Genomic DNA, 15,063 nt, shown 5'->3' with positions numbered 1-15,063 from the left:
TCGAAGGTCGTGTAGTAATCGACATTCGGCGTCTTCTTGATCAGGCGGTCATAGGCGACCACGACGACGCCGGCATCGGCGGCCTTCTGCAGCGCGTCCGACAGCGTGGTGCCGTCGATCGAGGCGATAATCAGGGCCTTCGGGCCCTTGGTGATCTCGTTCTCGAGCTGGCTCAGCTGGTTCGGAATGTCATCCTGCGCATACTGAAGGTCGACGGTGTAGCCCTTCGCCTCGAGCTGCGACTTGACGGCACCGCCGTCATTGATCCAGCGCTGCGAAGTCTTCGTCGGCATGAGCACGCCGATGAGGCCCTTGTCCTCGGCATGAGCGGCCGGCGACAGAGCGACGACGCCGAGCGCAAGCGCGGCGATCGCGGATTTGTAAAGCTTCACGATTTCTCTCTCCCGAATGGTACGACATTTGGAGCCGCTTGCTCCCAAGCATGGTCGCCCGGCTCTTTTAATTCGACTCCCGATCGTATTTCAAGCGTGCAGATGACGCCGTTCTAGCATCGGCGGCAAAGATTGCGTGCACGCCGAGAGCTGCTAGCTAGCTGCGCTCCGGCCGTTCCGTCAATGACGAATTGATTCGCGCGCATCAAGGCGCTTCGCGGGCCGCGTTCCGCTGGCGATGTGGAGCATCGATGGAGATTGGTATGATGATATGCCGGTTCTCGAGCCGACAGGCGGTGGACTATTGCGCCACCACCGCGCCCCCGATGGAGACGACCGTGCGTCCATCTGCCGGCAAGGGAACGCCGGCGACCGGCGGCGGCTCATACGGCTTGGCGAGGATCAGCGACCAGTAGACCTTGTATTTGCTCGACGGTGCATAGGCGGTGCCGATGCCAAGGCGCGTCACGCCCGGTTTCAGCATGTTCACGTTGTGCGACTTCGAATCGCGCCATCCGGAGAAAGCTTCGGCGAGCGTCCGGTAGCCGGCCCCGACATTCTCTACGGCGATCCCGGCATCGAAGCCTGATGCCGTCAGCCGCCGCGCAAAGCTGCCGGCGCCCTTGACGTCATGGCCGACCTGATCGACAGCGGCCATGGCACGCGCCTGGTCGGCTGCCATCTTGTTGAGCAGCGGGTCCACCGTCACGGGACCAAGGCCATGGCCAGCTCGGTAACCCGAGATCATGCTGGCGGCTGCCTCAGGGCTGACGGCCGCGCCGGCGGCGTCAAGCCGATCGTAGAAGACGGGCGAGCGCGGCGCCTCCACGGTGGTCTTGGTGCAACTGGCGAGCACCAGCGCCAACGATGCGGCCGCGGCGATCGGCGCCATGCGCCGGAGCAGACTGTTCATGGGAGCACCTTCTGGGCGGGTTTGGCCGTCGGGCCGGAAGTGTTCGCTGATTTGCGGCCACTCGGCAATGCCGTCACGGCAATGCGATGTCCTCGGCCTGAAAGCGGGCGAGGAAGTCGAAGCGAAGATCGGAGCGGACCTGCGCGCCCTGGCTGATGTCCGACAGATAGCAGCGCAGCTCGAATTCGAGCGAGGCGGCCGAGAAGGCTGTGAAGAGCACGCTCGGTTCAGGGTAAGCGAGAACGAGGCGATGGGATTTCGCTGCGCTGATCAGTACGCTGCGAACCTTTTCCGGGTCAGACAACTTGGCGACCGCCACCGGGATGATGATCCGTCCCGAGCGATCCCGCAGAACCATGTTCTTGACTGTGCCGGTGATGAGGCTCGAATTCGGCACGATCAATGTCGCCCGATCGAAGGTCTCGATTTCCGTCGCGCGAACATTGATCCGCTTGACGACACCCTCCTCGGCGCCGACCGCGATCCAGTCGCCGGCGCGGATCGGCCGTTCGGCGAGCAGGATGAGACCGGAGACGAAATTGTTGACGATTGCCTGGAGGCCGAGGCCGATACCGACGGAGAGCGCGCCTGCGACGATGGCGATGTTGGAGAGATCGAGCCCGGCATAGCCGAAGGCGATCGTCGCCGCCGTGATCATGCCGATATAGCCGACGCTGGTCCGGATGGAGTTCCGCAACCCGGAGTCGAGGCGCGTCGTCGGCAGGAACCGGGTGTCGAGCCAGCTCTGCAGCGCGCGCGTCACGACGACGCCGACGACGAACACCGCGATGCCAGCGAAGATCGTCGAGATCGAGATCGAGATTGAGCCAATTCGGAAGCCGAAGAAGAGCTGGCGGATGCTCTCGAAGACCGACGTCGAATCGACGCCCCAGGGCGCGATGATCAGCAGGATGGCGATGCCAACCATCAGCGCGCGTACGAGCCCGTTGAACAACACGCCGACTTGCGTCAGTGAACGCGGGGCGAAGCCGACCGATGCGATGAGACGGCTGCCGACGATGCCTTCGCGGCGGAACCAGGCCGCGGTGAGCTGATCGATCAGCATCATCAGCAGAACCAGGAGGGAGATGACGATCGAGATCCACACGATCTGCGTGGTAACGAACCGGCCCAGCGAGACATAGCCGATCAGATTGGCGACGATCGCCATGGCCGCCATGATACTGGCGCCGATCAGCGCCAGGCGACGGAAGAGCGGTCCCTCGGTCGCGGGATCCTCATCATCCTCCTCAGCCGGGTCGCGGTGATTGATTGTGCGGACCGTGAGGATGATCAGGATGGCCGATGTCGTCGAGATCAGGCCGTCGGCGGCGATGATCACCGGGAGGCCCGTATAGGCGATGGTGGAAAAGCGTTCGATGAAGACCGCCATGCCTTGCATCGCGGCGACTGCCACCGTGAAATTGAAGATCCGCGTTGCCGAGGCTTCGTCCTCGTCGACGAGCCGCAGATCCGGGCGGCCGGGCGCCAGGAGTGCCCGCGAGACGCCGAAGCCGAGAGAGAATAGCGCCACCGCCGACGTGATGCCCCAGAACAGCTGGTCGATGCGGTTCGGTGACAGGTTGAGCGCGTTGAGGATGGCATGACCGCCGACGAGGACGCCGACCGGTACCAGCGTGTTGAGCGCCACCACGGTCGCCGCCGCGATCACCTTGGGTTCGCGGCCGCTTTGCTCGTCGGGTCCGGACGGTCGCAGTCGCATGTGGCGGATGACGAAGCGCCGGCCGGGAATGATCAGTGCCAGCATCGCTGCGATCACGGCAAGAACGATGGCGATCGCCGTCCGGTCGTTGCGGTCCTGGAGGACGCTGAACCAGCCGGTGATCAGGTCGCTGCCGCGGTTGACGACGTTCGGGAATTCCTGCGCCGCATCCTTCCAAAGGCTCGGGTCGATCAGGCTGGCATTGCGTTCGAGCAGACGGCCGGTGAACAGCCGACGGCGGCGGTCGTTGAGTTGCGTCACCGTGTAGGCGCCGTGCGCGGCGATCGCCTGGGCTTGCTTCTGGCTGCCCGAAAGATCGCCGAGTAGCTTCTGCGCTACAGCGAGATTATCCTTGATGGCGTCCGAGACGGTGGCGTCGGCGCCCTCGATGGGCGACAGTTCCTTGACCTGCGCCATCGCAGCGTCGACCTTCGGCCCGAGCGTGTCGGCATAGGTGGCCGCTGCATTGACGATGGCGAGCGTCTCGTCGCGGAGGTTTCGGAGGTCGAAATCGGAAACGTTGACGCGGTCGAGCGCCATGTCGATCCGCGTCAGGTCGCCGTTCCAACGGTCCAGCCTCGCCTGCGCGTCGTCGGCATTGGCATCGGCGGTTACGCCACTCTGGGCGATCGCGGGAAGCGTCTCGAGGGGCAGCGAACTAAGCGCCGATGCGAGCAGCGCCAGCGCCACCATGCATCGCTGGAACCGTATCGACAGGCTCGATCTTCGCAGCAAATCACTCACTCCCGCCTTCACGGTCGATACCACACCTTGCGGTCAATGATGACGACATTAGGGACGCGCGGATTGCAAGCGCGTCCGGCAGCGCAGTCCGGCCCGACGCCGATATGGCGGCGCCAGTTCCGGCGCCCTATATGGCACGGACTAGGGCGTCGAGGCAGAGGTTGGAGCAAGGCTTGACGGTTGAGGATATGCCATCGCCGACAGGGGCCGCAGTCATGCGCGACCGTTCGGCCTCCACGCTGCTGGCCAATCTCGGAGCTGTGCTGGAAGGCGAACGCATCTCGGTCGGCGCCTTCTTCGATGCTTTGGGAAAGTCAGGTCTGGGCCTGACCATCCTGATGCTGGCGTTGCCCTCCTTCATTCCGATACCGGGCCTGCCGACCGGTGTCGTCTTCGGCGCGGCGCTCGCGATCCTCTCTTTGCAGGTGATGATCGGCGCAGACCAGTTGCTGCTGCCGGGGTGGATTCGGCGGTTCAGCCTTCCGCGTGATCCTGTCGTGAAGGGTGGAGCGTGGATCGCGCCGTGGTTTCTCAAGATCGAGTGGATGCTGCGCCCGCGGCTTCACGGCTTGTCGGGCCGAACGGCGCAGTTCGTGCTGGCGCTGCCGATCTTCGTGCATGCCGTCATGATCCTGCTGCCGATCCCGCTCGGTAATCAGCTTCCGGCGCTCGCGGTCATAGCCTTTGCCTTCGGCCTCATCGAGCGCGACGGCATCGCTGTCCTGATCGGTGCCGGGCTTTCGGTGATCGCGCTGGCGTGGAATGCCGCGATCGTGTTCTTCGGTGCCGAGCTCGGCATGATCGCCTATCGCTGGGCGTCGCATATGACAGGGCTCTTCTGATAGTGAGGACAGCGCTGGTCCGCATTCAGTGCGGCCGGTTCGCGTTTTTCACCATTGGCGGTCGCGGAGCGCGCCTCGATGTCCCTCATCCGGCTTGCCTTCCTCTACTGCCTCTTTGGCGTCGGCATCCTTTTCGTGCAGATGAACAACACGCCATGCAGCGCACCGGTCGTGCTTGACGATGGCGGGCCGCCCTTCGGTCCGCCGGTCGATCTTGCGAGGCTCGGGAGCGATCGCGACTATGCCTGGCGGTACGGCAAGGCCGTCATCTTCTGGCTGCCACGGCTCGTCGATCTCGTCGGTATTCGCGGGATGCCGTTCCCTGACTATCTGTTCGGGACGGAGTGCCGCAAGGCCGAGGCGACGCCTTCCGCCGGCGCGCCACCGTCGCAGACGCCGAGACTCCTGCCGTCAGAGCCGCCCGAGCCATTGCCACGGCCACGTGGGTAAAGGCCTCAGGTCAACTGATAGAAGGCGTGCTTCGCCTCATACATCAGCGCATCGGCTCGCTTGACGACGTCTTCCAGGCGCTCGCCCTTGCTCCCGGTCGCGGCGCCCATCGAGATCGACAGGGGCAGGCTGGAATAGAACTGGTTGTTGAGGTCGACGAAGCGATGAACGTTGTCGATCACCGCTTGCGCGCCGGCTTGGTCGGTGCCGGGCAGGATGATCGCGAATTCATCGCCGCCGATCCGCGCGGCGTGGCCGGGCTTTTCGATCAGCTTGCCCAAAACCTCGCCAGCCCGGCGCAGCAATTCATCGCCTGCAGCGTGGCCAAGTCGATCATTGGTTTCCTTCAGCCCGTTCAGATCGGCCATGATGATGGTGACGGGAAACGGTGCGTTCCGCTGCAGCCGGGCCAACTCGTCGATGTAGAATGAGCGGTTGTAGAGCTTGGTCAGCGCGTCGTGCTTGCCGAGGAATTCAAGATAGGCCTCGGCGGCCTTACGGGCGGTGATGTCGGTCAGCGCCACCTGGACCAGCGACCAGTCTTGCTCATGACCCGGAAGGACCGAGAATTGCAGCAGAACATGCAGTTCTCGTCCGTCGAGCGCGTAGTTGATTACCTCGCGCTGCTGGAAAAGCTTGCCCTGCCACAGGTCGATGAGCTGCTCGCGGAAGTGCGGCTCCATATTGTCGCGAAAGACGTCACCGAGCCGGTTCAGCAGCGTGGCCTTATCAGGCGAGGAAAACAGCTCGAGCGTGTGGCGGTTGACGTCGATGACGCGGATTTCGCTGATGCATCGCGCCACGAATTCGGGATGCACATCGGTGAACACGCGGAAGTCGACAATGCCCCGCCGCTTGAGATCATCCATCAGCTTCTTGACGGAACTGAAATCCTCGACCCACAGGGAAACCGGCGAGTGGTCGAAAAGACCGCGCGCGTAGGCATCGCTGTCCTGCAGGGAGCGATAGGCCGATTCAAGCGGTGTGACATTCTCGGTCGAAACCAGGACGCGGCTCCAGCTTTCCTCCGCGCCCGGCATCAGAACAGCGCGAAGCTGGATGTCCAGCCGCTCGCCGGACAGCGTGTAGTTGACCGTATTGCTTGTAAAACCGAGTTTGCCGTCCCACAGCGCGATCAGTTCGCCGATATGCTTATCCAGCATCTCATTGCGGAAGACGCTGTCGAGATTGCGCTCGAGATCGCAGACATCGGCCGCGCCATAGAGCTTCAGCGTCTGCCGGTTGACCTTGATGAGGCGGATGCTGTTTGAGCAGGTGACGACGCGGGCCGGATCTGCGCGAAGAAACGTGTCGAGATCGGCTATCCCTGCCGCCCGCCACTCATCGAACAGTTTCTTGAGAGCGCTGTAATCCTCGAGCCAAAGCGGAATAGGCGCGAGGTCGAACATCGTATCGTCATCGCCCGGCATCGGCTTGGCCTGATGTTCGTCAATCCGCATCAAGAACCTATCGACCTCAGCTGAATGGGGCCCACGTGCCGTACAATGCAAGCAGTTCTGCCCGCTTCGGACCGCGAGCTAGATAGTCACTGTCCGGGCCGAGTCAATTGGATTGTTGACTTCTCAACCGCGGCCGGTGAGCGGCATTTTGGTCGCCATTACGGTCAGATTAAGGACATTGGCATCGAGCGGCAGTCCGGCCATGTAGAGCACGGCATCGGCAACGTGGCGCACATCGAAGGTTGGCTCGATCTTGACCGAAAGATCGGGCTGCAGCACGCCCTTCGACATCTGCGCCGCCATCGGCGTCGCCGTATTGCCGATGTCGATCTGACCGCAGGCGATGTCATATTTTCGGCCGTCGAGAGAGGTCGACTTGGTGAGGCCGAGAACCGCGTGCTTGGAGGCGGTATAGGGCGCCGAATTCGGGCGTGGCGTGGTCGCGGATATCGAACCGTTATTGATGATGCGGCCGCCGCGCGGGTTCTGGTCCTTCATGATGCGGAAGGCTTCCTGCGTGCAGAGGAACACCCCGCTGACATTGGTGTCGATCACCGCCTTCCATTGCTCGTAGGTCAATTCTTCGAGCGGGATCGCGGGGGCGCTGGTGCCGGCATTATTGAACAGAATATCCAGTCGGCCGAAGCGAGCCTTCACAGCCGCGAAGAGCGCGCCGACGGAAGCCGCGTCGGTGATATCGGCAGCGATCGCCACCATTGCGCTGTGCGCTTCCGTGACAACCGCATCGAGAGCTGCCTGCCTGCGGCCGGTGATGACCACCTGGTAACCGGCACCGGCCAGGGCAAGCGCCACGGCCTTGCCGATTCCCGAGCCACCGCCCGTGACGAGCGCGATCTTTCCGTGACCTGACACCTGGCGTTCCACCCCTCGCTAACAGCTGCGCGTTGCGCGCTTGGTGTTCCTATCGCATGCCAAAGCGCCGGGGCAAAACCCCCGGCGCTTTGGTTGACATCAGAAGGCGATGTGGTCTCAGCCGAAGACGACGAGGAGGTCCTTGGCGTCGATCTGGCTGCCGGCGTGAACCAGCACCTCCGCGATGGTGCCGTCGCGATCGGCGTGGATCGCGGTCTCCATCTTCATTGCCTCGATCGAAAGCAGCACGTCGCCAGCCTTGACGGCTTGGCCGGCGCGGGCAGCCAGCGTCGAGACGACGCCCGGCATCGGCGCGGCGACATGGTTCGGGTTGCCTTCCTCGGCCTTCCGCTTTGCGACGATCGAGCCAGCATTGGCGCGGTCGGGCACCTTGACGACACGCGGCTGACCGTTCAGCTCGAAGAAGACGCGGATCAGGCCTTCTTCGTCGGAATCGCCGATCGCCTGCATGCGGATGACCATGGTCTTGCCCTTCTCGAGCTCGACCAGGATCTCCTCGCCCACCGGCAGGCCATAGAAATAGACCGGCGTCGGCAGTGCGCTTGTCGGGCCGTAGGTGTCCTCGGCCTTGGCGAAATCGGTATAGACCTTCGGATACATGAGATAGGAGGCAAGGGCGAAATCGTCGATTTCGCTCTTGCCGGTCTTCTCGCCCGCCGTCTTTCGCTCGGCGTCGAGATCGGCCGCCTTGATGAGGGCGCCCGGGCGTGCCGTCGAGGGCGTTTCGCCCTTCAGGATCTTCTTCTGGATATCGGCCGGCCACCCGCCCGGCGGCTGGCCGAGATCGCCGCGCATCATCTGTACGACCGAATCCGGGAAGGCGATGTCGCGCGCCGGATCCTCGACATCGGCGACGGTGAGGTTCTGGCTGACCATCATCAGCGCCATGTCTCCGACGACCTTCGAGGACGGCGTGACCTTGACGATGTCACCGAACATCTGGTTGACATCGGCATAGGCCTGCGCCACCTCGTGCCAGCGCGTGTCGAGACCGAGCGAGCGGGCCTGTTCCTTGAGATTGGTGAACTGGCCGCCCGGCATCTCGTGCAGATAGACTTCCGACGCGCCGGCGCGGAGATCGCTCTCGAAGGCGACATATTGGGCGCGCACCGCCTCCCAGTAGAACGAGATCTTGCGGATCGCGCCGGGATCGAGACCCGTGTCGCGTTCGGTGCCCTTCAACGCCTCGGCAATCGACCCGAGGCAGGGCTGCGACGTCAATCCGGACAGAGCGTCCATGGCGGCGTCGACGGCGTCGACGCCGGCCTCGACAGCGGCGAGGACCGTCGCTGCCGAGATACCGGACGTGTCGTGCGTGTGCAGGTGGATCGGCAGTTCGGTCTCGGAGCGGAGCGTCGAGATCAGCTTCTTGGCCGCCTCCGGCTTCAGGAGGCCGGCCATGTCCTTGAGGCCGATGACATGCGCGCCAGCCTTCTCCAGTTCCTTGACGAGGCCGACATAGTATTTGAGGTCGTATTTGGCACGATCGGGATCGAGCACATCCCCGGTGTAGCAGATCGCCGCCTCAAGGACCTTGCCCTCCTCGCGCACCGCGTCCATCGAGACGCGCATGTTCTCGGTCCAGTTCAGACAGTCGAACACACGGAAGACATCGATGCCGCCGGCTGCAGCCTGCTTCACGAAATACTTGACGACGTTGTCGGCGTAATTTGTGTAGCCGACGCCATTGGCGCCGCGCAGGAGCATCTGCAGCAAGATATTCGGAGCACGCTCACGGATCATCGCGAGCCGCTCCCATGGATCTTCAGTCAAGAAGCGCATCGCGACGTCGAATGTCGCGCCGCCCCAGCATTCGAGGCTGAAGAGGCCGGGCAGGCCGCGCGCATAGCTGTCCGCGATCCCGACGATGTCATGCGTGCGCATGCGCGTCGCCAGCAGCGACTGGTGCGCGTCGCGCATCGTCGTGTCGGTCACAAGGGTGCGCGTTTCCGCGCGCATCCATTTCGCCAGCGCCTCTGGACCATGCGCCTCGAGATACTGCTTGGTGCCCGGCGCCGGCTCGGCGGCGAAATGCGGAATGACCTTGGCGAGCGCATCGGCCTTCGGCTTCGTGCGGCCGCGTGTCTCTGGATGACCGTTCACCGTGACGTCGGCGATATAGGTCAGGAGCTTCGTCGCGCGGTCACGGCGGCGGACCGAGGAAAACAGCTCCGGCGTCGTATCGATGAAGCGCGTCGTGTAGGAATTGTCGCGGAATTTCGGATGGTTGATGATGTTGGCGACGAAGGTCAGGTTCGTCGCGACGCCGCGGATACGGAATTCGCGAAGCGCGCGGTCCATGCGGGCGATCGCCTCTTCGGGCGTCGGCGCCCAGGCCGTAATCTTTTCCAAGAGCGGATCATAGAAACGCGTGATCACCGCACCCGAATAGGCCGTGCCACCGTCGAGGCGAATGCCGAAACCGGACGCCTCGCGATAGGCGGTGATGCGGCCGTAATCCGGAATGAAGTTCTGCTCGGGGTCCTCGGTGGTGATGCGGCACTGCAAGGCATGACCATTGAGGCGGATATCGGCCTGCTTCGGCACCCCAGATGCCGGGGTGCCGATGGCATCACCTTCCGCGATGTGGATCTGTGCCTTGACGATATCGATGCCGGTCACCTGCTCGGTGACCGTGTGCTCGACCTGGATGCGCGGATTGACCTCGATGAAGTAGAACTTGCCGGTATCGGCATCCATCAGGAATTCGACCGTGCCCGCGCCATAGTAATTGGCGGCGTGACCGATCTTGATGCCGTAATCGGTGATCTCCTTGCGCTCGCCCTCCGAAAGATACGGAGCCGGGGCGCGCTCGACGACCTTCTGGTGGCGGCGCTGCACGGAGCAGTCGCGCTCGAACAGATGAACGATGTTGCCATGGCGGTCTCCGAGGATCTGCACCTCGACATGACGCGCCCGCTCGACGAGCTTTTCGAGATAGATCTCGTCCTTGCCGAAGGCGGCCTTGGCCTCGCGCTTGGCGGTCAGCGCGTCCTGCAGCAGCGTATCCTCGTCGCGGATGACGCGCATGCCGCGCCCGCCGCCGCCCCAAGAGGCTTTCAGCATCAGTGGATAGCCGATGCGCTTGGCCTCCGCCTTGATGAACTCCGGATCATCGGGCAGCGGATCGGTGGCAGGCATCACCGGCACGCCCGCCGCGATGGCGAGGTTGCGGGCGGCGACCTTGTTGCCGAGCATGCGCATCGTATCGGGCGAGGGGCCGATGAAGGTGATCCCGGCTTCGGCGCAGGCCTCGGCGAATTCCGGGCTCTCCGACAAAAGGCCGTAGCCGGGATGGATTGCGTCGGCCTTGCACTCGCGGGCGATGCGGATGATGTCGGCGATGTTGAGATAGGCTTCGATCGGTCCGAGGCCCTTGCCAACCTGATAGGCCTCGTCCGCCTTGAAGCGGTGGAGGGCAAGCTTGTCTTCCTCGGCGAAGATGGCGACCGTTTTCAGTCCCAACTCGTTGGCCGCACGGAACACTCGGATCGCGATTTCCGAGCGATTTGCAACGAGAATTTTCTTGATGGCCACCAGAACCCCCGATGTCGGTCCGCGCGGGGCGCGGCGGACGTGCATTATTATTAGCCGGTTTGTGCGAGTGCGAAAAGATCGGTCATTTGCGCTGCGGCGCGGTAACGTGCCGCGACCCTCCGGCTAGACGGCCGGCAATTCCGCAAGGCGGACGAGAAGGAACGGCGTCGCCAGAACCATGGCGCGCTCCTTCTCCGTCATGAAGGCGACGGCCTCGGTTGCGGTGTCGGCCTCGGAGATCTTGGCCGCCGCCAGCGCTTCGATGCTGTCGACGACGCCACGCGGCCGTTCCGGTACCCGGTCGACCAGTGCGAGATGGAGCGCGCGCCAGCGGGGATCCGCGACCAGGTCCGCCATCGATGGCCGCTCGGCCACTGCCGCCTCGTAGACCGGCCGCAATGTTGCCGCCGCTTCGACGATCGGTGGCGGTGCGGCTTCCTCGGGTGTCCGCAGCAAACCGATCCGCTTGATGGCGCGGCCGACGCGGTTCGAGCCGGTGATCCTTGAGAGTGGCACGGCGAGGATAAGGCCAATGATCGCCGGCGACATCCAGGCGACCAGAACGAGGGAATCGAGCCAGGACGCGGCGAGCAGTGCAAGGCCCATCAGCACATGCCACCGATGGCGGATGATCAGCGAACGCAGGGGAACGCCGCCATCATCGCGGCGCTGCGGTTTCCAGCCGGAATCACGGCCCACCAGGATCGAAACGATGGCGCCGGTATGAACCAGCATCATGATTGGCGCGATCAGAGCCGAGACCAGGATCTCGAACAGAAAGGACAGGATCGTGCGGAAGCCGCCGACCGAGCGGCGTGAGTCGCGGTCACGTAGGAAGGCGACAAGACCCATGACCTTCGGTGCGAACAGGATCGCGAGTGTCAGCGCGAACAGGCGCAGCGCGCGTTCAGCGTCGATCACAGGCCAGGTTGGAAAGAGCTGGAAGTCCTCGGTGAAATATTCCGGCCGGATGAAGTGAGCCTGCAGCGAGAGCGCAAGGCCCGCGAGGATCAGCAGCAGCCAGAGCGGCGAGGCGACATAGGAACCGATGCCGGTCAGGAGATGGATGCGGCTGACCCAGTGAAGGCCGCGGGCCGGCAAAACGAAGAGATGCTGCAGGTTCCCTTGGCACCAGCGCCGGTCACGCACTGCGAGATCGACGATCGAGGGCGGACTTTCCTCGTAGGAACCGGCGAGGTCGTCGGCGATGCGCACGGTCCAGCCGGCGCGGCGCAGCAGTGCGGCCTCGACGAAATCGTGGCTGAGGATGTGGCCGCCGAAAGGCGGCCTGCCGGGGAGGTCGGGCAAGCCCGCGGCCTCGAGGAAGGCGCGTGTGCGGATAATGGCGTTATGGCCCCAATAGTTACCTTCGGAGCCGGTCCAGAACGAAAGTCCGGCGCCGACGATCGGTCCATAGACGCGGCCGGCGAACTGCTGCAGCCGCGCGAGGATCGTGGTGCCGTTGACGAGGGCAGGAATGGTCTGGATCAGGCCGGCGTCCGGATCCTCCTCCATCCGGCGCGCGAGTTCGACAATCGTCTCGGGCGCCATCAGGCTGTCGGCATCAAGGACGAGCATATGCTCATAAGCGCCGGCCCAGCGCATGCAGAAGTCGGCGACATTGCCGGCCTTGCGCGAGACGTTGCGGCGGCGGCGGCGGTAATAGACATTGGCCTTGCCGGCGAGGCGCGCACGGATGGCAACCACCGCAGCCTCTTCGGCAAGCGCGACGTCGGGGTCGGTCGTATCGGCGAGAACGAACCAGTCGAAGGCCGGACCCTGTCCGAGCGCGTGCAGCCCTTCGGCCATCGCCTCGATCCCGGCGAAGACGCGCGAGGGATCCTCGTTATAGGTCGGCATCAGGACAGCGGTGCGTGCGCCCAGCGGCCCGGACGGCGTGCGCCTCTCGCGGCCAATGCGGCCGATGACGAGGCCGTAGCCGGCGATCGCGCTCATGAAGGCCATGGCGATCCAGCCGAAATTCAGCGCAAACAGGATCAGCACTGCGATCTCGATCGGCGTCAGGCCGCCGACTTCGAGCACCTGCTCCATCTCGTAAACGGCGATCGCGGCCAGAATGAACGCGCCGCCGAGCACGGAGATGCGCCGAAAGAAGGAGGAGCGCGAATGGCGGGGATCGATGAACCGGCGACGATTGCGCCGCCGGAACCGCCAGAGCGACTGGATCGGCATGTCCGACGGAACTTCCGGCGGCATACCCCTTACGGGGACGACTGGCTCTGCATGCAAAGCAGTCTCATCGGCATCAGGCAGAGGGGGCGATGCGGCGTCCGCGTCCGCCCCCCGTTCCGCCAGGACTGCCGTCACGCCGTCGCCGTCCATCGATAGACCCAAGTCTCCGAGGCGCGGCCGTCCGGGAAGGTCAGCACGGTCCTCAGTTCGATAAGGTTCGCATTGTCGGGATCGAGCTCGAAATTCACGCGCCAGCCCTGGCCTTCGCCGATCTGCGGATTGGGGATCACCACAACATTGCTGATCTTGCCCGCCGACGTTGTCACCGTCGCCTTCGGCTCTTCGGCCGGCTTGCCGTCGAGGAGCTGCTGCGGGGCGAAGTCGACGACGAAGCGCCGGATCGGGCTATCGCCATCCAATGTGGAACGGCCGACCATGGTTCCGTTGACGACCATGCCGCCCGCGACGAATGTCGGATCGCCGCCCCAGGACAGGCGGTAGGCGAAGGAATATTCCGAGCCAGCCGGCATCGGATCCTTCGGCTGCCAGTAGGCAACGATATTGTCGTGAATCTCCGAATTGGTCGGTATCTCCACAAGCGTGACCGCGCCCGAGCCCCAATCGCCGACCGGCTCGACCCAGAGGCTCGGCCGCTTCTCGTAGAAGGCCTCGAGATCCTCATAGGTGACGAAATTGCGGTCGCGCTGGATGAGGCCGAAGCCGCGCGGGCCGGCATCGACAAAGGCGCTGATTTGCAGTGTCGACGGGTTGGACAGCGGCCGCCAAAGCCGCTCGCCGCGCCCGTTGACCATCAGGAGGCCATCCGAATCATGCACTTCGGGGCGGAAGTCGTCGACGCCCTGCCGGTCATTCGGCCCGAAGAAGAACATGCTGGTGCCCGGCGCGAGCCCGACCTTAGACAGATCGACGCGCGGGAAGAGATCGGCTTCGACATCCATGACCGTCGTGACGCCCGGACGGATGGTGAAGCGATATGCGCCGGTGACGCTCGGGCTGTCGAGCAACGCATAAAGGACGATGGTGTCGCCGTCCTTGACCGGGGTCTCGACCCAGAAGGCGCGGAAGATCGGGAACTCTTCGCCTTCGGGCTCGGCCGTCTTTACGGCAAGGCCGCGCGCCGAGATGCCGTAGGCCTGTCCCTTGCCGAGCGAGCGGAAATAGCTCGCGCCCTGGAAGACGACGACCTCGTCGAAATAGTCGGGGCGATTGAGCGGCCCATGCAGGCGAATGCCGGCAAAGCCGATATCGGCATTCGGAATGCCCTTCGGAACCAAGGGGCCGAAATCGAACAGGTCGGTCGAATAGGGCAGGTGCTTGGCGACGCCGTCCTTGACGATCGCGACCTCGATCGGCTCCTTGAAATAGAAGCCGGGATGGAAGAGCTGCAGCGTGAAGGGCAGGCCCGAGCCCTGCCAGATCGACGCAGACGTCTTGAAGCGGATATCGCGATACTGATCATAGGTGAGGTTCTGCAGGACCTCTGGAAGCCGCGAAGCGGGTGCCGCGAAAGGCACGCGCGACAGACGCCGTGCAATTTCCGAGACGGTCGAGCGCGTGAACGGTCCGTCTGTGGCGAGCGACGCGGCGACATTGGTCGTCTGCGCCAGCGCCTCACCGGGGAGGACTGAGCCGATCGCCGCCGCCGCGGCTGTCGCTGCGGCCGATGCGAGCAGGCGCCGCCGCGTAAGCTTATACGATGGTGTCATCATTTTCTTTTGTCTGATCCCGACGATGGGGCGCAGTAACGGGGCGGTGTGGTCGAACCAAGACGAAAATCCACAACGGCTAAAGCCGTAACTGATTTAGCGAAACACGTCGATGGCTCGTGCGGACGCCGTCTCGCCGGGGGCGGTTCGGCAGGCCGGGGTGATCCTAGCGTCATTCTCGCGCATGC

General features: G+C 63.9%; 10 protein-coding genes. 2 read left to right on the top strand and 8 right to left on the bottom strand.

The window, feature by feature from the left end; genetic code table 11:
• The 3 genes from BUB39_RS25760 to BUB39_RS09750 form a co-directional block, all read right to left on the bottom strand.
• The coding region (locus tag BUB39_RS25760; RefSeq protein WP_425292901.1) for a substrate-binding domain-containing protein at positions 1-392 on the bottom strand (392 nt) is incomplete at its 3' end.
• A gap of 301 nt (positions 393-693) precedes the next feature.
• Positions 694-1,305: a CAP domain-containing protein gene (locus BUB39_RS09755; RefSeq protein ID WP_073052968.1), complete on the bottom strand. Its 612-nt coding sequence runs from the start codon at positions 1,303-1,305 to the stop codon at positions 694-696.
• Positions 1,306-1,378: 73 nt separating this feature from the next.
• Positions 1,379-3,772 carry a DUF3772 domain-containing protein gene (locus BUB39_RS09750; RefSeq protein WP_175561811.1) on the bottom strand — a complete coding sequence of 798 codons (2,394 nt, stop codon included), beginning with the start codon at positions 3,770-3,772 and terminating at the stop codon, positions 1,379-1,381.
• Between the two features lie 215 nt (positions 3,773-3,987).
• On the opposite strand from BUB39_RS09750, the gene BUB39_RS09745 reads away from it, so the two are divergent.
• Together BUB39_RS09745 and BUB39_RS09740 are read left to right on the top strand one after the other, a co-directional pair.
• Positions 3,988-4,614 carry an exopolysaccharide biosynthesis protein gene (locus BUB39_RS09745; protein WP_073052966.1) on the top strand — a complete coding sequence of 209 codons (627 nt, stop codon included), beginning with the start codon at positions 3,988-3,990 and terminating at the stop codon, positions 4,612-4,614.
• 78 nt (positions 4,615-4,692) lie between these two features.
• Complete coding sequence (locus BUB39_RS09740) at positions 4,693-5,064, top strand: hypothetical protein (protein ID WP_073052965.1); 372 nt, start codon at positions 4,693-4,695, stop codon at positions 5,062-5,064.
• A gap of 5 nt (positions 5,065-5,069) precedes the next feature.
• Here BUB39_RS09740 and BUB39_RS09735 read toward each other — a convergent pair whose 3' ends face one another.
• From BUB39_RS09735 to BUB39_RS09715, 5 genes are all read right to left on the bottom strand, one after another.
• Complete coding sequence (locus tag BUB39_RS09735) at positions 5,070-6,524, bottom strand: sensor domain-containing diguanylate cyclase (RefSeq protein ID WP_073052964.1); 1,455 nt, start codon at positions 6,522-6,524, stop codon at positions 5,070-5,072.
• A 123-nt stretch (positions 6,525-6,647) separates the two neighbouring features.
• Complete coding sequence (locus BUB39_RS09730; protein ID WP_073054103.1) at positions 6,648-7,397, bottom strand: SDR family oxidoreductase; 750 nt, start codon at positions 7,395-7,397, stop codon at positions 6,648-6,650.
• A gap of 117 nt (positions 7,398-7,514) precedes the next feature.
• On the bottom strand, positions 7,515-11,000 hold the full coding sequence (gene pyc, locus BUB39_RS09725) for a pyruvate carboxylase (protein ID WP_073052963.1): 3,486 nt from the start codon (positions 10,998-11,000) through the stop codon (positions 7,515-7,517).
• A 78-nt stretch (positions 11,001-11,078) separates the two neighbouring features.
• Complete coding sequence (gene mdoH, locus BUB39_RS09720; RefSeq protein WP_073052962.1) at positions 11,079-13,298, bottom strand: glucans biosynthesis glucosyltransferase MdoH; 2,220 nt, start codon at positions 13,296-13,298, stop codon at positions 11,079-11,081.
• On the bottom strand, positions 13,280-14,878 hold the full coding sequence (locus BUB39_RS09715; protein ID WP_073052961.1) for an OpgD/OpgG family glucan biosynthesis protein: 1,599 nt from the start codon (positions 14,876-14,878) through the stop codon (positions 13,280-13,282). Before BUB39_RS09715 ends, mdoH begins: the two co-directional genes overlap by 19 nt.
• Positions 14,879-15,063: the final 185 nt, after the last annotated feature.

The sequence above is a fragment of the Kaistia soli DSM 19436 genome (genome assembly GCF_900129325.1).
Taxonomy (GTDB): Bacteria; Pseudomonadota; Alphaproteobacteria; order Rhizobiales; family Kaistiaceae; genus Kaistia; species Kaistia soli.
The sequence above is the reverse complement of the archived record's forward strand: the minus strand, read 5'-3'. Positions and strand labels throughout refer to the sequence as shown.